This is a genomic window from Cupriavidus sp. FW216-B1, from assembly GCF_058789195.1.
In genome coordinates, this window is record NZ_JBYTEL010000002.1 from 232,714 (window position 1) to 250,929 (window position 18,216).

At 68.6% G+C, this 18,216-nt stretch carries 17 protein-coding genes; 10 read left to right on the forward strand and 7 right to left on the reverse strand.

Annotated elements, in window-relative coordinates:
* Positions 1-8: 8 nt before the first annotated feature.
* The 6 genes from AC3WXD_RS08040 (at position 9) to AC3WXD_RS08065 (ending at position 6,796) form a co-directional block, all read left to right on the forward strand.
* Positions 9-986: an ABC transporter permease gene (locus tag AC3WXD_RS08040; RefSeq protein ID WP_492323482.1), complete on the forward strand. Its 978-nt coding sequence runs from the start codon at positions 9-11 to the stop codon at positions 984-986.
* Positions 983-1,867, forward strand: a complete 885-nt coding sequence (locus tag AC3WXD_RS08045; protein ID WP_454731950.1) for an ABC transporter permease — start codon at positions 983-985, stop codon at positions 1,865-1,867. The genes AC3WXD_RS08040 and AC3WXD_RS08045 overlap by 4 nt, the downstream gene beginning before the upstream one ends.
* 19 nt (positions 1,868-1,886) lie before the next feature.
* Complete coding sequence (locus tag AC3WXD_RS08050) at positions 1,887-3,437, forward strand: class I adenylate-forming enzyme family protein (protein ID WP_492323483.1); 1,551 nt, start codon at positions 1,887-1,889, stop codon at positions 3,435-3,437.
* Positions 3,434-4,216 (forward strand): SDR family oxidoreductase, encoded by a 783-nt coding sequence (locus tag AC3WXD_RS08055; protein WP_492323484.1) that lies wholly within the window; start codon positions 3,434-3,436, stop codon positions 4,214-4,216. The genes AC3WXD_RS08050 and AC3WXD_RS08055 overlap by 4 nt, the downstream gene beginning before the upstream one ends.
* Positions 4,217-4,239: 23 nt before the next feature.
* Positions 4,240-5,952, forward strand: a complete 1,713-nt coding sequence (locus tag AC3WXD_RS08060) for an ABC transporter ATP-binding protein (RefSeq protein WP_492323485.1) — start codon at positions 4,240-4,242, stop codon at positions 5,950-5,952.
* A gap of 307 nt (positions 5,953-6,259) precedes the next feature.
* On the forward strand, positions 6,260-6,796 hold the full coding sequence (locus AC3WXD_RS08065) for a hypothetical protein (RefSeq protein WP_492323486.1): 537 nt from the start codon (positions 6,260-6,262) through the stop codon (positions 6,794-6,796).
* A gap of 260 nt (positions 6,797-7,056) precedes the next feature.
* On the opposite strand, the gene AC3WXD_RS08070 is transcribed toward AC3WXD_RS08065, so the two are convergent.
* Both AC3WXD_RS08070 and AC3WXD_RS08075 read right to left on the reverse strand, forming a co-directional pair.
* The gene (locus AC3WXD_RS08070; RefSeq protein WP_492323487.1) at positions 7,057-7,524 is read right to left on the reverse strand and encodes a hypothetical protein; all 468 of its coding nucleotides are present in this window, start codon (positions 7,522-7,524) and stop codon (positions 7,057-7,059) included.
* Positions 7,525-7,602: 78 nt separating this feature from the next.
* A complete protein-coding gene (locus tag AC3WXD_RS08075) occupies positions 7,603-8,511 on the reverse strand; it encodes a LysR family transcriptional regulator (protein WP_492323488.1) in 909 nt (302 codons plus the stop codon).
* A gap of 109 nt (positions 8,512-8,620) precedes the next feature.
* Between AC3WXD_RS08075 and AC3WXD_RS08080 the strand changes: the two genes are divergently transcribed.
* A complete protein-coding gene (locus tag AC3WXD_RS08080) occupies positions 8,621-9,487 on the forward strand; it encodes an NmrA family NAD(P)-binding protein (protein WP_492323489.1) in 867 nt (288 codons plus the stop codon).
* Positions 9,488-9,896: 409 nt separating this feature from the next.
* A complete protein-coding gene (locus tag AC3WXD_RS08085; protein WP_492323490.1) occupies positions 9,897-11,444 on the forward strand; it encodes a DEAD/DEAH box helicase in 1,548 nt (515 codons plus the stop codon).
* A gap of 152 nt (positions 11,445-11,596) precedes the next feature.
* Here the strand turns inward: AC3WXD_RS08085 and gluQRS are convergent, their stop codons facing one another.
* Both gluQRS and AC3WXD_RS08095 read right to left on the reverse strand, forming a co-directional pair.
* The gene (gluQRS, locus tag AC3WXD_RS08090) at positions 11,597-12,508 is read right to left on the reverse strand and encodes a tRNA glutamyl-Q(34) synthetase GluQRS (protein WP_492323491.1); all 912 of its coding nucleotides are present in this window, start codon (positions 12,506-12,508) and stop codon (positions 11,597-11,599) included.
* 28 nt (positions 12,509-12,536) lie between these two features.
* Positions 12,537-13,460: a LysR family transcriptional regulator gene (locus AC3WXD_RS08095; RefSeq protein WP_020200848.1), complete on the reverse strand. Its 924-nt coding sequence runs from the start codon at positions 13,458-13,460 to the stop codon at positions 12,537-12,539.
* Between the two features lie 150 nt (positions 13,461-13,610).
* On the opposite strand from AC3WXD_RS08095, the gene AC3WXD_RS08100 reads away from it, so the two are divergent.
* Together AC3WXD_RS08100 and AC3WXD_RS08105 are read left to right on the forward strand one after the other, a co-directional pair.
* Positions 13,611-14,309, forward strand: a complete 699-nt coding sequence (locus AC3WXD_RS08100; protein WP_020200847.1) for a pirin family protein — start codon at positions 13,611-13,613, stop codon at positions 14,307-14,309.
* A gap of 202 nt (positions 14,310-14,511) precedes the next feature.
* Positions 14,512-15,504 (forward strand): CobD/CbiB family protein, encoded by a 993-nt coding sequence (locus tag AC3WXD_RS08105; RefSeq protein ID WP_020200846.1) that lies wholly within the window; start codon positions 14,512-14,514, stop codon positions 15,502-15,504.
* A gap of 27 nt (positions 15,505-15,531) precedes the next feature.
* On the opposite strand, the gene AC3WXD_RS08110 is transcribed toward AC3WXD_RS08105, so the two are convergent.
* Genes AC3WXD_RS08110 through AC3WXD_RS08120 form a run of 3 tightly spaced genes read right to left on the reverse strand, consistent with a single transcriptional unit; the run spans position 15,532 to position 18,123 of the window.
* Positions 15,532-15,840, reverse strand: a complete 309-nt coding sequence (locus tag AC3WXD_RS08110; protein WP_029043156.1) for a putative signal transducing protein — start codon at positions 15,838-15,840, stop codon at positions 15,532-15,534.
* Between the two features lie 46 nt (positions 15,841-15,886).
* Complete coding sequence (rsgA, locus tag AC3WXD_RS08115; RefSeq protein ID WP_492323492.1) at positions 15,887-16,879, reverse strand: ribosome small subunit-dependent GTPase A; 993 nt, start codon at positions 16,877-16,879, stop codon at positions 15,887-15,889.
* Complete coding sequence (locus tag AC3WXD_RS08120; protein WP_020200843.1) at positions 16,876-18,123, reverse strand: M48 family metallopeptidase; 1,248 nt, start codon at positions 18,121-18,123, stop codon at positions 16,876-16,878. Before AC3WXD_RS08120 ends, rsgA begins: the two co-directional genes overlap by 4 nt.
* Positions 18,124-18,216: the final 93 nt, after the last annotated feature.

An 18,216-nucleotide genomic window follows, 5' to 3' on the forward strand; every position in this document is an offset into this window, starting at 1 on the left:
GGGCGAACATGGTAGCGCGTCTGCTGTTGCGCCGCCTGCTGCAGGCCGTGCCGCTGGTGCTCGGCGTGGTGGTGCTCAATTTTTTCCTGATTCAGCTGGTGCCCGGCAGCTTCCTGGACGTGATGACCGCCGAGCAGCAGGTCACGGACCCCGCCCTGATCGAACGGCTGCGCGTCACCTACGGCATGGACAAGCCGGTGTGGCAGCAACTGCTGCACTATATCGGCGCCGTCGCGCACCTGGACCTCGGCTACTCGTACCGCCACAATCTCCCGGTGTTCGACGTGATCGCGGCGCACCTGCCCGCCACGCTGATTCTGATGCTCAGCAGCATCGCGATTGCGGTGCTGGTGGGCGTGACGGCGGGCATCGTCGCGGCGGTCAAGGTCAATACGTGGTGGGACACGCTGGTCTCGGTCGCCGCGGTGGTGTGCTTCGCCGCGCCCAGCTTCTGGCTCGGCATCATGCTGATCGTGCTGTTCTCGGTGAGGCTCGGCTGGTTTCCGGTGGGCGGCATGACGACGATCGGCGCCGACCTCGGCCCGCTCGGCACCGCGCTGGACATCCTGCGCCACCTGGTGCTGCCCGCCGTCACGCTGGGTCTTTTCTACGCCGCCACCTATGCGCGGGTGATGCGCGCGTCGATGCTGGAAGTGCATCGCAACGACTTCGTGCGCACGGCCTACGCGAAGGGCCTGACGCGCGCCCGCGTGATCGTCGGGCACATGGTGGGCAACGCCATCCTGCCGGTGGTGACCTTGCTTGGCCTGCAGATCGGCGCGTTGCTCGGCGGCAGCATCGTCGTCGAAGCGGTGTTCAGCTGGCCCGGGATCGGCGGCGTGCTGTTCGACGGCGTCATGAGCCGGAATTATCCGGTGGTGCTGGGCATGCTGTTGCTGTGTTCCGTGTTCGTGGTGGTCGCCAACGTCGTTGTCGACATCCTCTACACGCGGCTCGACCCACGCATGGCGAAGGAGATCCGATGACGGCCGCCGGTTCCCCGCTGGCGCCGGCGGACACCGGCCGCATTGCCGGCAGCGGCGCATGGCGCCAGTTCGCGCGCAATCGCGGCGCGATGCTGGGCGCGATCATCCTTCTCGCCATCGTGGCGGCGGCGCTGTGCGCGGGCCTGTGGTACCCGGCCAAGCCGCTGCGCATCGTGGGGGCGCCCGAACTATGGCCGTTCGAATCGCGGCTGTTCCCGCTTGGCACCGACTCGCTTGGCCGCGACATGGCAGCCATGCTCGTGCATGGCGCCCGCGCCACGCTGCTGGTAGCCGTCGCCGCCAGCCTGGCGGCGACCGTGCTCGGGGTGTTGGTGGGCGCCGCGGCAGCCTGGTTCGGCGGCTGGATCGACGAGATACTGATGCGCGTCACCGAGCTGTTCCAGATCATCCCCAATGTGGTTTTCGTGCTGACGGTGGTGTCGATACTCGGGCCCCATATCGAGAACACGACCATTGCCGTGGCGCTGGTGTCCTGGCCGGGAATCGCGCGCCTGACGCGTGGCCAGTTCCTGTCCTTCAAGGGCCGCGAGTTCGTGCAGGCGTGCCGCACGACCGGCCTCGGGCCTTGGCGCATCGCCTTCGGCGAGATCCTGCCCAATGCTCTGCCGCCCGTGCTGGTGATGGGCTCGCTGGTCGTCGCGGGCGCGATCCTCTACGAGTCGGTGGTGTCCTTCCTCGGTCTGGGCGATCCCAATGTCGCCAGCTGGGGGCGCCTCATCGGCGAGGGCCGCACCTTGATCCGCACCTCCTGGTACATCTGCGCGGTGCCGGGCCTCGCCATCATGCTGGCGGTACTCGCGCTGAACCTCATCGGCGACGGTCTCAACGACGCGCTCAATCCGGCGTTCCGCCGGCGCTAACCTCATTCTTCCACATCCCATGACACGGCAATGGACCAATCTCGGCGACCTGATCGACCGCTCTCTCGATCTGACCTCGGCCGCCATCGTCGACCTGCGCGACGCCGCGCACCCCCGATCGTATTCGCATGAGGAGGTCGACCGGCTGGCGAACGGCGTCGCCGCGGCGCTGCGCGCGCGCGGTTTCCCTCCCGGCGCGCATGTCGCCATTGCGTCGCTGAACCGCGCCGAATACCTGATTGCCTACTTCGGCATCATGCGCGCCGGTCTGGTGGCCGTGCCGGTCAATATCAAGCAGTCGGCGGAGGTGCTCGACTTCGTGCTCGACGACGCCGACGTGGTCCTGGCCTTTGTCGACCGGCAGCGTCATGACAGCCTCGCGGCGCGCGTGCCGGTAATCGACTTCGACGACGGCGGCCCGAGCGGCTTCGCCGCCGTGGTCCGGCCCGCGGACCTTGCCGCGGTGGTGCCGGATGCCGGGGCCGTCGCCCAGATGCTGTACACCTCCGGTTCGACCGGACGCCCCAAGGGCGTGCCGCTGACGCACGCAGGCCAGCTGTGGGCGCTGGGCGCGACCTATGCCAAGCCGGCCGGCCCGGAGGCGGAGCGCTATCTGCTCGCGCAGCCGCTGTTTCACATGAACGGCCTGTTCATGGCCAAGCGCGCGTTCTCGACCAACAGCCTGCTGGTCATCCTGCCGTCGTTCGACGTCGAGACTTACATCGATGCGCTCGAGCGCCATCGCATTTCCGTGCTGACCGCGGTGCCGACGATGTTCGCGCGCCTGATAAAGGATCCGGGCCGGCTGGCGGGGCGCGATTTCTCGGCGCTCAAGCGCGTGATGCTCGGCTCGGCGCCGATGAGCGCGGGCCTGCTCGCGCGCATCGAGGCGGCGTTTCCGCAAGCGCGTATCACCCACGGCTACGGCACGACGGAGGCGGGCCCGAGCATCTTCGGCCCGCATCCGGACGGGCTGCCCACGCCGCCGCTGGCGCTCGGTTATCCGCTGTCGCTGGATGCCGTGCGGCTGGTCGACGGGCCGGACGACGACCACGGCGTGCTCGTCATGCGCAATCCCGCCGTCATGCATGGCTATCACCGGCTGCCGGAGAAATCCGCCAGCGTGCTCGCGGATGGCTGGTATTACAGCGGCGACGTGATGCGGCGCGACGAGAATGGCTTTTTCCATTTCGTCGGGCGGGCGGACGACATGTTCGTCTGTGCCGGCGAGAACATCTATCCGGTCGAGGTCGAGAAACTGCTCGAATCGCACCCCGCGGTGCGGCAGGCCAGCGTGGTGCCGCTGCCCGACGAGGAGCGGGCAGCGGTGCCGGTTGCCTTCGTGGTGCTTCAGCCCGGCAGCGATCTCACCGTGGCGGCCCTCAAGCAGCACGCATTGAGGCACGGCCCGGCTTACCAGCATCCGCGGCGCATTGAGTTCCTGGCCGAACTGCCCTGGGCCGGCACCAACAAGGTGGATCGGCATGCGTTGCTGGTGCGCGCCAGCACCCTGGAGGCAACGCAGGGCTGGAGTGCGGATGCCGCCATCGCGGGAGGTGCCGCACGATGAGCCATGTCGCTGCCGCATCGCAGGACCTGCATCGCAAGGTCGCATTGGTGACAGGTGCGAGCCGGGGGATAGGGCGCGCCATTGCACTGGCGCTGGGGCATCGCGGCGCCACCGTCGCCGTGCACTACCATCGCGCCCTCGCGCAGGCCGAGGACGTGGTCGCCCGCATCGAGGAAGCCGGTGGACAGGCCTTTGCATTGCAGGCGGACCTCGGCGACGCCGATGCCGCGGGTGGGCTGGTCGCCGCGCTGCGGCAGACGCTTCGCCAACGCACGGGCGAGGCATCGTTCGACATTCTGGTCAACAACGCGGGGGTGGGGCTGCGCGCCAGGATCGGGGAGGTGACCGCCGCGGACTACGACCGCGTCATGCAGGTCAACCTCAAGACACCGTTTTTCCTGATCCAGCAAGCCTTGCCGTGGTTGCGCGACGGCGGGCGCATCATCAACATTTCCTCGATCGGGACCCGCGCCGCCTACCCCGAGATGAGCGTCTACGCGCCGGCCAAGGCCGGGCTCGAAGCGCTCACGCTGCTGCTCGCCAGCGAGCTTGGCGCGCGCGGCATCACCGTGAATGCCGTCCTGCCCGGCGCGACCGCCACCGACCTGAACAAGCGGGCGAGCGATCCGGTTGCGAGCGAGGCGATCGCCAGGACCGTGGCCCTCGGACGCGTCGGGCAACCGCAGGACATCGCCGATATCGTGGCGTTCCTCGCCAGCGCGGAAGGCCGCTGGGTGACGGGGCAGAAGATCGATGCCAGCGGCGGGCAACGTCTTTGAACAGCGAGGCGACTTCGATTCCCATGACTAGGCTTCTTGACGTCCAGGACCTGACGATCGCATTGCCGCCGGGCGCCGATCGCGCCCACGCGCTTCGCAATGTGTCTTTTTCGCTTGATGCGGGCGAGATCCTTTGCATGGTGGGCGAGAGTGGTTCCGGAAAATCGATGAGCGCCAGCGCGTTGCTCGGCCTGTTGCCGGATGGCGTGCGCGCGGCGTCGGGGCGCGCGCTCTGGGAGGGCGGCCAGGACCTGATCGCGCTGCCGGAATCGGAAATGCGACGTTGGCGCGGCAGGCGCATCGGCATGATCTTCCAGGAGCCCATGACTGCGCTGAATCCGCTCAGGAGCATCGGCGACCAGATTGCCGAAGTGTTCCGCACCCACACCAGCTTGTCCGGCAGCGTGATCCGGCGCAAGGTCTGGGAGTTGCTGGACGCCGTGCAGATTCCATTGCCGGCCGCGGCGGCGAAGCGGCTGCCGCATGAATTGTCCGGGGGCCAGCGCCAGCGGGCGATGATCGCCATGGCGCTGGCGCTGGAGCCGGCTTTGCTGATCGCCGACGAACCCACCACCGCGCTCGACGTCACCACGCAGGCGCAGATCCTGAGCCTGATCCAGGAATTGCAGCGGCGCAAGGGCACGGCCGTGCTGTTCATTACGCACGACTTCGAGGTCGTGGCCGAGATCGCGGATCGGGTCGCCGTCATGCGGCATGGTGAAATCGTCGAATCGGGATCGGCCCGCGAGGTGCTCGACAGACCTCGGCATCCCTATACGCGTTCGCTGATCGCGGCGGTGCCTGTGCTCTCTCTCCCCGTTCAGGAGGCATCACCGTCGGATCCGCCCGCACAGGGCAGGTCTGCGGTGCTGTCGATGCGGGGACTCACGAAAACCTACCGTTCGCGCAACTGGTTGCGCCACGCCCAAGGCGCCACGACAGCCCTGCGGGATGTGTCGCTGGATCTTGCTGCGGGCGAGACGTTGGGCATCGTGGGCGAGAGCGGATCGGGAAAATCCACGCTGGCACGCACGATCATGCGGCTGGTGGCGCCCGATGCCGGCGAGGCCCTGTACGGCGGCGTCAACCTGGCCGGACGCCTGGATGGCCCTCGCGCGAGGAAGCTGGCCCTGCATCTGCAGATGGTGTTCCAGGATCCTTTTGGCTCGCTGAATCCACGCCGGCGGGTCGGCGACATCGTCACGCAGGGTCCCATCGCCCAGGGGGTTCCCCGCGACGAGGCCTATCGCCGCGCCCGGGAGCTGTTCTTGCTGGTGGGCCTGGATCCGGATGCGATCATTCGCTTTCCTCACGAATTTTCCGGCGGGCAGCGCCAGCGGATCGGGCTGGCCCGGGCGCTGGCGCTGGACCCGAAGGTGCTGGTTGCGGACGAACCCGTATCGGCACTGGATGTCTCGGTCCAGGCGCAGGTGCTGAAATTGCTCGGCCGCCTGAAAGCCGAGCTTGGCTTGTCGATGATTTTCATCACGCACGATCTGCGCGTAGCCGCGCAATTGTGCGACCACGTTGCCGTGATGAAGGACGGCATCGTGGTGGAGTATGGCACGCGGAATCGCATTTTCCACGCGCCTTCCCATGCATACACGCGCATGTTGATCGCATCGGTGCCAGGAGCGCATTGGGATCCTGCGGCCTCGGTCATGCGTTCCGATCCACCATCTCCGGCGCCGGAGCGCCATGCCACGGCGGCGAGGCCGGCATCCCGGCAGGCATAGCGCGAATGTCGGATGCCCTGCTATGCACGGCGTCAGGCCGGCAAGGGCAAGCAGGCGCCGGGTCGTCGTATTTGGCCAGCTGTCTCGATACGTCGGCGCCTCGATACGTACTGCCGCCGCTATCTGGCACGGGGCGATCTGGCGATGTTTCCTCGCGTGGCGCTGGAATTCACCAGCCGCGCCGGAATAGGATCTGCCGTGGTCAGCTCGGGGCAGTCCTCAGACCTCAGCCACAGTATCATGGCTATCACGACGAGTGATCAGGCCGTGTCTTGACGATCAGCTTTGGCCTTGCCGGATAAATCGATTGGGGGCGATCTTGACGGGGTTAATTTTTCTGAGCGTTATTGTAGCTTGGGTCGTCGCAAGTGCGATGATATCTTTTTCGAAGCGGGTCGATGAGCTGACGAATCATTTTTTTAAATATCGCTGGGAGCGCATGCTGTCCAAGTGGGCGGTTTTTCTTTTTCTGGTATTGATTCCTATTGCCGATGAATTGATCGGCGCGGTGCAGTTCGACTATTTATGCGGCCGTTACGCAATAGTCACTCCACGTGAAGGTTTGAGACCAGACCGAAGTTACGTGGCAATCTACAGTCCGGCGGAATCGATTTCCCAGGCGATCTTGCCAATGCACCTCTTGCGCTATGTGGCGGCGGATTCCATAGACAGGGCGCCGCTTTTTGAGGCAAACAGGATTGATGCGGAGGGTGGATGGTTGATCCGCTTAATCGGAATATCGGAGACAAACGGCCCTTTGCTGTTCAATGGGAGCTGCGATAGCAATGAGGAACGAATTCGGTTTTCCTCGAAGCACAACCTGAAGTACATCAGAACGGAATAGTCGAATTACCTCAATCTCCGAACTGTACAGATGGGTACGGCTTGCCGATGCGATGTCGTCTATGCCATCAAGGGAAAACAGTACGATCAGGAATCAATGATCTCGGCTCGCTGATGACAAAGTTCGGAGCAATAAATTTCGCGAACGAATTTCAGTATATTGCTGGCATCGAAACCGACGATACGCTTGGCGCGGGCGTCGATGCATCAATATTGGCGCACGGTATCGGAAACACTGGATAAGCACGGCGAGCCCCCCGCCTACAACCTCTGCGCCGCCGCCAGCCCGATGATCTTCTCCCAGCGCAGCGCCTCCTTGCGGCTTGCCATCGGTATGTCCCAGTGGGCTTGCGCATTGTGCTCCAGCGCCAGGCCCAGCATCCACGTGCCGCCGTTGTCCGCTGCCGTGGCGCTGGCGATGTCAGCGAACAGGAATTTCGCCTGCTGGCCGCCGAGGTCGAGGTAGCCGCGCTTGTTGTCGGCTTCGATGCGCAGGCTGCCCCACGATCCGGCCACGGCCACGATGCGTTCGCCGTCGACTTTCCTGCCGTGGATGGCGCGGTAGCGGCGCAGCAGGCCGGCGGCCAGCGCGGCCAGCAGCGCCGCGCCGGCGGCGACGGCCGCGGCGCCGGCGAGCGGGCCGGACAGGGCGGCCACGGTGGCGTAGAGGCGGACCGCGCCGTAGATGAGGGCGCCGATCAGGGCGAGGCCGGCGAGGATGAATGGCACGTCGTTAGTCCTTCTGGAGCGGCGGGGGTGGAAGCCGGGACGTCGATTATGCCGCCGCCGCTTGGCGCGCGCAGCGCGCTAGCGCTCGCACAATGACGCCACGAAGTCGATGAAGGCCCGCACCTTGGCCGGCAGGTGGTGCCGCGACGGGTACAGCGCGTACAGCGGGAAGCGCTCGTCGGGCCAGTCGGCCAGCACCGGCACGAGCCGGCCTTCGGCCAGCAGGCTTTCGGCGCCGAGCTGGAGGATCTGCGCGATGCCGTGCCCGGCCATGCACACGCTGTGCATGGTGCCGACGTCGTTGACGGTCAGCCGGCCTTTGGCCTGGATCAGGATGCGCTCGTCGCCGCGATGGAATTCCCACTGGAAGGGCCGGCCGGTCTCGGGGTCGCGGAAGTGGATGCACGCATGGGCGCCGCTTTCGAGGTCGGCCGGCGTGGCGGGCGCGCCGTGCCGCTTGAGGTAGGACGGCGCCGCCACGGTCAGCACGGGGATGTCGAGCAGCTTGCGCGCCACCAGCGTGGAGGCGCGCGGAAAGCCGAAGCGGAAGGCGAGGTCGAAGCCGTCGCCGATCATGTCGCCGAGGTTGTCGCGCGTGACCAGGTCGAGCGTGAGGTCGGGATGGCTGTCGACGAACGCGCCCAGGCGCGGGGCGATCACCAGCCGCGAGAAGAGCGGGTCGATGTTGACGCGCAGCCGGCCGCGCACGGCGCTCACGCCCTTTGCCGCGGAGGCGGTGGTTTCTTCGAGCTGCGCCAGCAGCGGCAGCATTTCCTCGTAGAAGCGGCGGCCGTCGTCGGTCAGCGTGACGGCGCGCGTGGTGCGGTCGAACAGGCGGATGCCGAGCCGCGCCTCGAGCCGCGCGATGGCGCGGCTGACGCCGGACTGCGTCATGTCCAGCGTCTCGGAGGCGCGCGCGAAGCCGCCGTTGTCGACCACCGCCAGCAGCACGCCGATGCCGTCCAGGATGCGCTCGTCGAAGCTCATCGATGCTCCGCAGTCATCAATCAAGTGACGGTCATGTTATCGCGAAATCCCGCGCCGCCGACCACAATCCAGTCACCGCGGCAGGCGCCGCAACCGACCGGAGATGACGATGTTTGCTGTGACTGGGATTACCGGACAAGTGGGTGGCGTGCTGGCGCGCGCGCTGTTGTCCGCGGGCAGGGACGTGCGCGCGGTGGTGCGTTCGGAGCACAAGGGTGCCGAGTGGGCCGCGCAGGGCTGCGAGGTGGCGCTGGCGGACATGGGCGACGCGCAGGCGCTGCGGCGCGCGTTCAGCGGCGCCGAGGGCGTGTTCGTGCTGCTGCCGCCGGTGTTCGATCCGTCGCCGGACTTGTCGGAGTCGCGCCGCGTGGTGGCGGCGCTGCGCGAAGCGCTGCTGGCCGCGCGCCCGCCGCGCGTGGTGTGCCTGTCGACCATCGGCGCGCAGGCGAGCGAGCCCAACCTGCTGCAGCAGCTTTCCCACATGGAGCGCGAGCTGGGCACGCTGCCGGTGCCGGTGGCGTTCCTGCGCGCGGGCTGGTTCATGGAGAACGCGCAGTGGGACATCGAGCCGGCGCGCGCGGGCGGCGTGATGGCCAGCTTCCTGCAGCCGCTGGACCGGCCGGTGCCGATGGTGGCGACCGCCGACGTCGGCCGCGTCGCGGCGGAACTGCTGCGGCAGACCTGGGAGGGCACGCGCGTGGTGGAGCTGGAAGGCCCGCGTCGCGTCACGCCGCTGGAGCAGGCCGCCGCGCTGGCGGCGGTGCTGGGCCGCGAGGTGCGGGCGCAGGTGGTGCCGCGCGACACCTGGGAAGCCCTGTTCCGCGCGCAAGGCATGAACAATCCCCTGCCACGCATGCAGATGCTCGACGGCTTCAACGCCGGCTGGATCCGCTTCGAAGCCGCCGAGGCGGATACGCGCAAGGGCACGGTGCCGTTGCAGACGGTGCTCGCGTCGCTGGTGGAGCGCGCGCAATAAGCGTGCGGCAAGAGCGCGACGGGGCACGGATGGCGGCGCCCGCGTGCCGCCATCCGGCGCTTCAGCGCGCGCGGCACGGCTTCGATCGCCTGTGCCGCGCGCGGTACCGCGCCCGCGCCGGGCTGCCTGGCCCGCTGACACGCGCCTGAAATCCGCCTTGCCTAGACTGCCTGATACGCCACACCCGCACTACCCATCCGAGGGGCTCTGGTGCTACAATCTAAGTCTTTGATTTACATGAGCTATTGATCTCGCGGGAGAATTCCCCCGCGAAAGGCACTGGCAGCGCGGCAAGCGGCGGCGATGATGTCGTCCGGCCGGGCCCCGAATCCATGCGCAGATCTACCCCGCTCGGTTCAAGACGCGTGTCCGTTGGCGCCGGGTTCGCCTATTGCAAGACACGGAAACCATGACGACTACGACCACCGAGACCGCCGGCCAGACCACCTCAGCCGACCAGACCACCCCAGAGATCACCTTCGACAGCTTCGGGCTCGACGCGCGCATCCTGCGCGCGCTGACCGAGCAGGGCTATACCAAGCCCACGCCGATCCAGGCGCAGGCGATTCCCGTGGTGCTGCTGGGCAAGGACGTGATGGGCGCGGCCCAGACCGGCACCGGCAAGACCGCCGGCTTCGCGCTGCCGATCATCCAGCGCCTGCTGCCGCTGTCGAGCGCCAGCGCGTCGCCGGCGCGCCATCCGGTGCGCGCGCTGATGCTGACGCCCACGCGCGAGCTGGCCGACCAGGTCTACGACAACGTGGCCCGCTACGCCAAGCACACCGACCTGCGCAGCACGGTGGTGTTCGGCGGCGTCGACATGAACCCGCAGACCGAGGCCCTGCGCCGCGGCGTGGAAATCCTGGTGGCCACCCCGGGCCGCCTGCTCGACCACGTGCAGCAGAAGTCGGTGAACCTGTCGCAGGTGCAGATGCTGGTGCTCGACGAGGCCGACCGCATGCTCGACATGGGCTTCCTGCCCGACCTGCAGCGCATCATCAACCTGCTGCCGGCGCAGCGCCAGACGCTGCTGTTCTCGGCCACCTTCTCCGCCGAGATCAAGCGCCTGGCGTCGAGCTACCTGCGCCAGCCGGTCACCATCGAAGTGGCGCGCAGCAACTCGGCCAACGAGAACGTGCGCCAGTCCGTGTTCCAGGTCGAGGACGGCTACAAGCAGGCCGCCGTGGTGCATCTGCTGAAGAAGCGCGCCGGCGAAGGCCTGTCGCGCCAGTGCATCGTCTTCGTCAACAGCAAGATCGGCTGCTCGCGGCTGGCCCGCCACCTGGAGCGCGAAGGCATCAACGCCGCCGCCATCCACGGCGACAAGACCCAGACCGAGCGCATGCAGACGCTCGAAGGCTTCAAGCAGGGCACCATCGACGCGCTGGTCGCCACCGACGTGGCGGCGCGCGGCCTGGACATCCCCGACATGCCGTGCGTGATCAACTTCGACCTGCCGTTCAGCGCCGAGGACTACGTGCACCGCATCGGCCGCACCGGCCGCGCCGGCGCCAGCGGCGACGCGCTGTCGATCTACGTGCCCAGCGACGAGCGCCTGCTGGTGGACATCGAGAAGCTGCTCAAGCGCAGCATCCCGCGCGGCACGCTCGACGGTTTCGATCCCACCGGCTCCCGTGCCCGCTCCGAGGAAGGCGAGCGCCGCCGCGGCCGTCCCGATGGGCGTGCCGATGGCCGCACCGACAGCCGCACCGACGCGCGCCGCCCCCGCAACGGCGACGACGGGGAGCCGCGTCCGCGCCGGCACGACCCGGCCAGCTCGCGCAATGCGTTCCGTCCGTCCGACGACCCGTTCTTCTCGCGGCCCTACGAGCCGAGTGGCGGCGCCGCCGCGCAGCCCGAGGCGGTGGACAACAATGCCGCCGCGTTCGGCCGCGGCCGTCCCGCGCCGAAGCGCCCGCTCGCGGCCCTGCTGGGCGGCGTGCCGCGCAAGTCCTGATCTGCCGGGGCGCGCTGCGCCCACGCGAGCCGCATCTGGCCTGACACGGCCGGTCTGACACAACCGGCGAGCACATCCGGCAAGCACATCCGGCAAGCACATCCGGCAAGCACATCCGGCGAGGCCCGCGCGCAGCGGGCCGCCGGCCAGTCTCAGTCGTTCCGGCGCAGCCGTTCGAGCAGCGCCTGCCATCCGGCCGTCGCCTCGGCCAGCCAGCTTTCCACCGCATCCGCTCCGCTCGCCAGTCCCAGGTGCGCGCCCGCCGCGCGCAGCGCGTCCAGCGGCGCCATCGCGTCGACGGGCTCGGCGCCGCTTTGCTTGCTGAGTTTTTCCCCGTCGGCGTTGGTCACCACCGGCACGTGCAGGTATGACGGCGTGGGCAGCCCGAGCAGATGCTGCAGGTGGATCTGGCGCGGCGTGGAGTCGAGCAGGTCCGCGCCGCGCACGACGTGCGTGATGCCCTGCTGCCCGTCGTCCACCACCACGGCAAGCTGATAGGCCCACAGGCCGTCGGCGCGGCGCAGCACGAAATCGCCGACCTCGGTGGCGAGGTCCTGGCATTGCCGTCCCTGCCAGCGGTCGTCGAAGCAGATCACGGCGGCGTCGCCATCGGGCACCCGCACGCGCCACGCGCGCGGCGGCTTGCCGTGCAGGCCGTCGCGGCAGGTGCCGGGATAACCGAGCGTCTGGTGGCGCTCGCGCGCGTGCAGCAGCGAGTCGGCGATCTCCTTGCGCGAGCAGCCGCACGGGTAGGTGTGGTGGCCGGCGTCGAGCCGGCGCAGCGCCTCGGCATACAGCATCTCGCGGCGGCTCTGCCATTGCGGCGGCTCGTCGGCATGCAGGCCGAGGCGCGCCAGCGTGTCCAGGATCTGCCGGTCGGCGCCGCGCACGCAGCGCGGGTAGTCGATGTCTTCGATGCGCACCAGCCAGCGGCCGCGGTGCGCGCGCGCGTCGAGCCAGCTGGCCAGTGCCGTGACCAGCGAGCCCATGTGCAGCGGGCCGGTGGGCGAGGGCGCAAAGCGGCCGCGGTAGCCGGGCGCCGGGTCCGGAGCTTGGAACGTCATCGGGGTGCGGGCGGAAGGGCGGCGGCGGTCAGTCGGGTTGTCCCGGCAGCTGCTGTAGCAGTGCCTGCGCCAGGCGCGGGTCCTCGAGCTTGCTGGCCCACCATTGCAGCGCCTTGCCGCGCGTGCTGGTGCGCCAGGCCACCTTGAAGTTGCCGGGCGCGCGCACCTCGAGCGTCTCGCGCGCCTGCAGCACGCCGCTTTCGATGAAGGGCTGCGCCATCGGCGCCGGCAGCCAGCCGCAGCCCAGGCCGCGGATCTGCGCCTCGAGCTTGTCGCGCATGGTGGGCACCACCAGCACGTCCTGCCCGGCCAGCACGCCGTGCGTGCGCGCGGGCAGGTTGCGCGAGGTGTCGCCCACCGCCACGATGCGGTGCTTGGCGATCTGGATGGTGGTGAGCGGGCCGGCCTCGCTGGCCAGCGGGTGATGCGCGGCCACGGCGAAGACGAAGGGCATGGTGCCCAGCGGCCGCACCTGGAAGCCCTGCGTGCTGGGCGCGTCGTAGGCGCCGCCGATGACCACGTCGGCGCGGTTGCTGACCAGCGCGTCCCAGGCACCGCCCAGCACTTCCTTGGCGAAGCGCAGCCGGGTGGCGGTGTTCTCGGCGTAGAAATCCTGGATCACCGGCAGCAGCGCGCGGAAGTTGATGAGGTCGTCCACCACGATGGTCAGCGTGGCTTCCCAGCCGGTGGCCAGGCGCTTGACGCGGCGCGCGAGGTCGTCGGCGGCGTGCAGCAGGTGGCGGCCTTCGTCGAGCAGGGCGCGCCCGGCCGGGGTCAGCTCGGCGCGGTGGCGGCGGCGGTCGAACAGCAGCACGTCGAGGTCTTCCTCGAGCTTGCGCACCACGTAGGTCAGCGCCGAGGGCACCTTGCCCATCTCGTGGGCGGCCGCGGCGAAGCTGCCCTTGCGCTCGATGGCGTCCAGGACTTCCAGGGATTCTAGTGAGAGAGCCATGTTCAGAAATTCTGAATGAATGCTACTAAGATCGTCCTGCCCAATATACTCCTGCCGCCATAAACTGCCTAGCATCGAAACGTAATGCAAGGCAGGAACTCGGTCTTTGTGAGTTTTCCCGCCGATGTGGCCTCAAGGAGGGCCGTCAAAATGATTGAAATCAGAAAGGCGGGCGAACGCGGATATGCCGACCACGGCTGGCTCCAGTCTTACCACAGCTTCTCCTTCGCGGACTACTACGACCCGCAGCACGTCCAGTTCGGACCGCTGCGCGTGATCAACGAGGACCGCGTCGCGCCGGGCATGGGCTTCGGCACGCACGGCCACCGCGACATGGAGATCATCAGCTACGTGCTGGAAGGCGAACTGGCCCACAAGGACAGCATGGGCAACGGCAGCGTGATCCGCCCGGGCGACGTGCAGCGCATGAGCGCCGGCACCGGCGTGCGGCACTCGGAGTACAACCACGCGGCGCACGACACCACGCATTTCCTGCAGATCTGGGTGCTGCCGGAGCAGGCCAACCTGCAGCCCGGCTACGAGGAAAAGCACTTCGAGGCCGCCGACAAGCGCGGCCGCCTGCGCCTGGTGGGCAGCCGCGACGGCGCCGACGGCTCGGTGGTGGTCCACCAGGACATGCGCCTCTATGCCGGCCTGTTCGACGGCGACGAGTCCGCCACGCTGGCGCTCGCGCCGCAGCGGCGCGCCTATGTGCACGTGGCGCGCGGCCGCGTCACGGTCAACGGCCGCGCGCTCGAGGCCGGCGACGCCGCCAGGATCGAAGGCGAGGACGCCGTGAGCCTGTCCGGCGGCAGCGGCGCCGAGGTGCTGGTGTTCGACCTGCCCTGAGGCCCGGCGCGCGCCTCGCGCCTGTCGCGCGCCTCGCGCAACAGGCGCACCCGGCAAGCCCCGCAGCCCGCCATCGTCGCGGCGGCCGCGCGGGGCTTTGTCTTGGCGGGTTTGCCGTGTGCTATCTTCTCGCTATAGATAAGCGCCCGGGCCGGCACATGCCGCTCCGGGCGCGCCCAGGCCTACGACCCCCAGACCAGAGATGACTTTTGTATCCGTTCTCCTCGCGCTGATCGCCGAGCAGTTCCGTGCCCTGGGCCGCAACAATCCGATCTACGACATCGTGCGCGTGCTTGCCGAGCGCGCCGAGCATGCCTTCGACACCGGCCGCCCGCGCGATGCCGCGCTGGCCTGGTGCACCGTGGTGCTGCCGCTCACGCTGGCGGTGGTGATCGTGCATTACCTGCTGGCGTCCATCAGCGTGGCGCTGACGCTGGCATGGAACGTCCTGCTGCTCTACCTCACGCTGGGCTTTCGCCAGTTCAGCCACTTCTTCACCGACATCCACGAGGCCCTGAACCGCGACGACCTGCCGCGCGCGCGCGCGCTGCTGCACCAGTGGACCGGGCTCGACACCGTGGAGATGCCCGTCACCGAGATCGTGCGCCACACGCTGGAGGCCGCCATCGTGGCGGTGCACCGGCATGTGTTCGGCGTGTTCTTCTGGTTCCTGGTGCCGATCGGCCCGGGTGGCGTGGTGCTGTACCGCATCGCCGAATACCTGGCGCGCCACTGGAACCTGCCTTCCACCGAGCGCAGCCCGGCGCTCGGGCGCTTCGCCGCGCGCGCGTTCTACCTGCTGGACTGGGTGCCGTCGCGGCTGACCGCGGTGGGCTTTGCCATCGTCGGCAATTTCGAGGACGCGGTCTACGCCTGGCGCAACCACGCGCGCAAGTGGAACGATGCCGTCAACGGCATCCTGCTGGCCAGCGGCGGCGGCGCGCTCGGCGTGCGCCTCGGCGTGCCGCTGGCGGAAGAGGATTCCGCCGTGGTGCTGCGCATCAGCATGGCCGGCCCGGCGGTGGACTACGCCCCCGGCATGGAGGACGACAGCGAGCCCGAGCCGGCCGCGCCCGAGTTCGGCGCCGAGCCGGGCGTGCGCACGCTGCAGTCGGCCATCGGCCTGGTGTGGCGCGCGGTGGTGCTGTGGATGCTGCTGCTGGCGATGCTGTCGCTGGCGCTCTGGGTGGGCTGAGCCAGCTGTCCGCGCCGCCCGAGTTGCTCAGGGCTGGCGCGCCGCGCCGCATTGCCAGCACGAGCCGAACTGCGCCTCGTGCCATTCCCCGCAGGACGCGCAGCGCCAGCGCGGCCCCGGCGCGGGGTTGTCGGCCGCGCGCAATACCGCCCACGCCTGGGCTTCCATCTCGTCGTCGACCAGCCAGACCTGCGGCGCGCTTTCGCGAAACGGGATGTCGCCCATCGCGCCGGCCAGCCAGGTGTTGCGCAGGTCGGCGCGGATGCCGGCGGCTTCCAGCAGGTTCCGGCAATGCGCCGCGTGCACGAGCGAAGGGGTCGAGAGCAGTAGTTTCATGGCAGCCGGGCGTGCCCGCGCGGGCACCCGGCTACGTTACCACGGCTCACCACGGTTTTTGCTGGCGGGATTCGTGCAGCAACTGCGTGTAGAGCTGGTGGCGGCGCTCGGAGATCTCGCCGGCCTCGATGGCCGCCAGCACGCCGCAGCCCGGCTCGTTGACGTGATGGCAGTTGTAGAAGCGGCATTCGGTCAGGCGCGCGCGGAACTCGGGGAAGGCGCGCTCGAGCATGCCTTCGCTGAGGTGGTGCAGGCCGAATTCCTGGAAGCCCGGCGAGTCGATCAGGCAGCCGTTTTCGCGCTCGCCGGCGCTCTCACCCTCGCCGAGGCCGGCTGGCAGGTGGTACAGCCGCGTGAAGGTGGTGGTGTGCTTGCCCGAATCGAGCTTGGCCGAGATCTCGCGCGTCTGTGCTTCCACGCCCGGGATCAGCAGGTTCAGCAGCGACGACTTGCCCATGCCCGACTGGCCGATCAGGATGCTGGCGCGCTGCGCCAGGCGCGGGCGCAACTGCGCCAGCGCGTCGTCCGGGGCGCCGTGCACGGACAGGAACAGGACCTCGTAGCCGAGCGCCTGGTAGGGCGCCAGGCGCGCGCGCGCCTCGTCCAGGCGCGCGCTCAGGTCGACCTTGTTGAGCACGATCAGCGGCTTGATCGCCATCGCCTCGGCCGACACCAGCGCGCGGCCGAGCAGGTCTTCCGAGAAGCCGGGCTCGGTCGCCAGCACGATCACCACCTGGTCGATGTTGGCGGCCAGCAGCTTGGACTTGAACTGGTCCGAGCGGTGCAGCAGGTTCTTGCGCGGCTTGACGCCGGCGATCACGCACTGGTCCGCCGAGGCGTACTCGACCGCGACGCGGTCGCCCACCGCGCACTCGCTGCGCTTGCCGCGCGGAAACGCGTGCAGGCGGCTGCCGTCGTCGAACTCGATCACGTAGTGGCGGCCGTGCGCGGCGACCACCAGCGCGTCGGCCGTGGCCGCGCCATTGCCTTTGCCGGCGCTCGCGGCGCGCTGCGGGCCCGTCCTGCCGGCGCGGCTCATGCGTGCGCCAGCAGGCGGTCGATCCGCTGTGCCGCGGGCGGATGCGAGTAGTAGAAGGCGCTGTAGAGCGGATCGGGCGTCAGGGTCGAGGCATTGTCCTTGTACAGCTTGACCAGCGCCGACACCAGGCGGCCGGCATCGGTCTGCCCGGCGGCGAAGGCGTCCGCCTCGAACTCGTGGCGGCGCGAGGTCTGGCTGGCCAGCGGCCCGAGCAGGAAGGTGAACACCGGCAGGGTCAGGAAGAACAGCACCAGCGCCAGCGCATGGTTGCTGGCGCCGAGGTTGGGCAGCACGCCCAGGCCGGTGTAGAACCACGTGCGCCCGGCCAGCCAGCCCAGCAACGCGAGGAAGGCCAGGCTCAGCGCGAAGCTGACCAGCATGCCCTTGAGGATGTGGCGGCGCTTGAAGTGGCCGAGCTCGTGCGCCAGCACCGCTTCGATCTCGTCGTCGGCGAGGCGCTCCATCAGCGTGTCGAAGAAGACGATGCGCTTGGCCGCGCCGAAGCCGGTGAAGTAGGCGTTGCCGTGGGCGCTGCGCTTGCTGCCGTCCATCACGAACAGGCCGCGGCTGCGGAAGCCGCACTTCTGCAGCAGGCGCGTGATGCGCGCTTCCAGCGTGGCGTTGGCCAGCGGCTCGAAGCGGTTGAACAGCGGCATGATGACCGACGGCGCGATCATCTGCACGAAGATCGTGAAGGCCATCCAGGTGAGCCACGTCCATGCCCACCAGAACTGGCCCATATGCTCCATCAGCCACAGCACCGCCAGCAGCAGGGGCAGGCCCAGCGCGATGCCGACGCCGGCCATCTTGAGCATGTCCACGACGTACAACTGCCACGTCATGCGGTTGAAGCCGAAGCGCTGCTCGATGACGAACTGCCCGTAGAGCGAGAAGGGCAGGTCGACCAGGCCGCCGAGCACGGCCACGCTGGCGATCAGCGCGACGCCGTAGCGGTAGCCGGGCCCGAAGGCGTCGAGCCAGAACAGGTTGAGCCACTGCAGCCCGCCCAGCATGGTCAGCACGATCAGCAGCGCGGCGCCGGCCAGCACCTCGAGCATCGACAGCCGGGTGCGCGCGATGGTGTAGTCGGCCGCCTTCTGGTGCGAGTCCAGCGTGATGGTGTCGGCGAAGCGGCCGGGCACCGCGTGGCGGTGCCGCGCCACATGGCGCACCTGGCGCGCGGCCAGCCAGAGCTTGGTCAGCACCATCAGCATCAGTGCGGCGAGGAACAGATACGTGAACATCGGGCGGGGCCTTGTCGTGTGAAGCGTTGCGCGCCGCGCCGCAGAGCGGCCGCGGCGGCGGATATGCGAGAATTATAAGTTGTTCGTGCCTGT

Excerpts from the sequence above, each read along its gene's own strand:
- gluQRS (WP_492323491.1), bottom strand. The coding sequence starts at position 12,508 with ATGACGTTCCAAGCTCCGGACCCGGCGCCCGGCTACCGCGGCCGCTTT.
- AC3WXD_RS08045 (WP_454731950.1), top strand. The coding sequence starts at position 983 with ATGACGGCCGCCGGTTCCCCGCTGGCGCCGGCGGACACCGGCCGCATT.
- rsgA (WP_492323492.1), bottom strand. The coding sequence starts at position 16,879 with ATGAGCCGCGCCGGCAGGACGGGCCCGCAGCGCGCCGCGAGCGCCGGC.
- AC3WXD_RS08095 (WP_020200848.1), bottom strand. The coding sequence starts at position 13,460 with ATGGCTCTCTCACTAGAATCCCTGGAAGTCCTGGACGCCATCGAGCGC.
- AC3WXD_RS08075 (WP_492323488.1), bottom strand. The coding sequence starts at position 8,511 with ATGAGCTTCGACGAGCGCATCCTGGACGGCATCGGCGTGCTGCTGGCG.
- AC3WXD_RS08050 (WP_492323483.1), top strand. The coding sequence starts at position 1,887 with ATGACACGGCAATGGACCAATCTCGGCGACCTGATCGACCGCTCTCTC.
- AC3WXD_RS08100 (WP_020200847.1), top strand. The coding sequence starts at position 13,611 with ATGATTGAAATCAGAAAGGCGGGCGAACGCGGATATGCCGACCACGGC.
- AC3WXD_RS08055 (WP_492323484.1), top strand. The coding sequence starts at position 3,434 with ATGAGCCATGTCGCTGCCGCATCGCAGGACCTGCATCGCAAGGTCGCA.
- AC3WXD_RS08120 (WP_020200843.1), bottom strand. The coding sequence starts at position 18,123 with ATGTTCACGTATCTGTTCCTCGCCGCACTGATGCTGATGGTGCTGACC.
- AC3WXD_RS08040 (WP_492323482.1), top strand. The coding sequence starts at position 9 with ATGGTAGCGCGTCTGCTGTTGCGCCGCCTGCTGCAGGCCGTGCCGCTG.
- AC3WXD_RS08110 (WP_029043156.1), bottom strand. The coding sequence starts at position 15,840 with ATGAAACTACTGCTCTCGACCCCTTCGCTCGTGCACGCGGCGCATTGC.
- AC3WXD_RS08105 (WP_020200846.1), top strand. The coding sequence starts at position 14,512 with ATGACTTTTGTATCCGTTCTCCTCGCGCTGATCGCCGAGCAGTTCCGT.
- AC3WXD_RS08085 (WP_492323490.1), top strand. The coding sequence starts at position 9,897 with ATGACGACTACGACCACCGAGACCGCCGGCCAGACCACCTCAGCCGAC.
- AC3WXD_RS08080 (WP_492323489.1), top strand. The coding sequence starts at position 8,621 with ATGTTTGCTGTGACTGGGATTACCGGACAAGTGGGTGGCGTGCTGGCG.
- AC3WXD_RS08060 (WP_492323485.1), top strand. The coding sequence starts at position 4,240 with ATGACTAGGCTTCTTGACGTCCAGGACCTGACGATCGCATTGCCGCCG.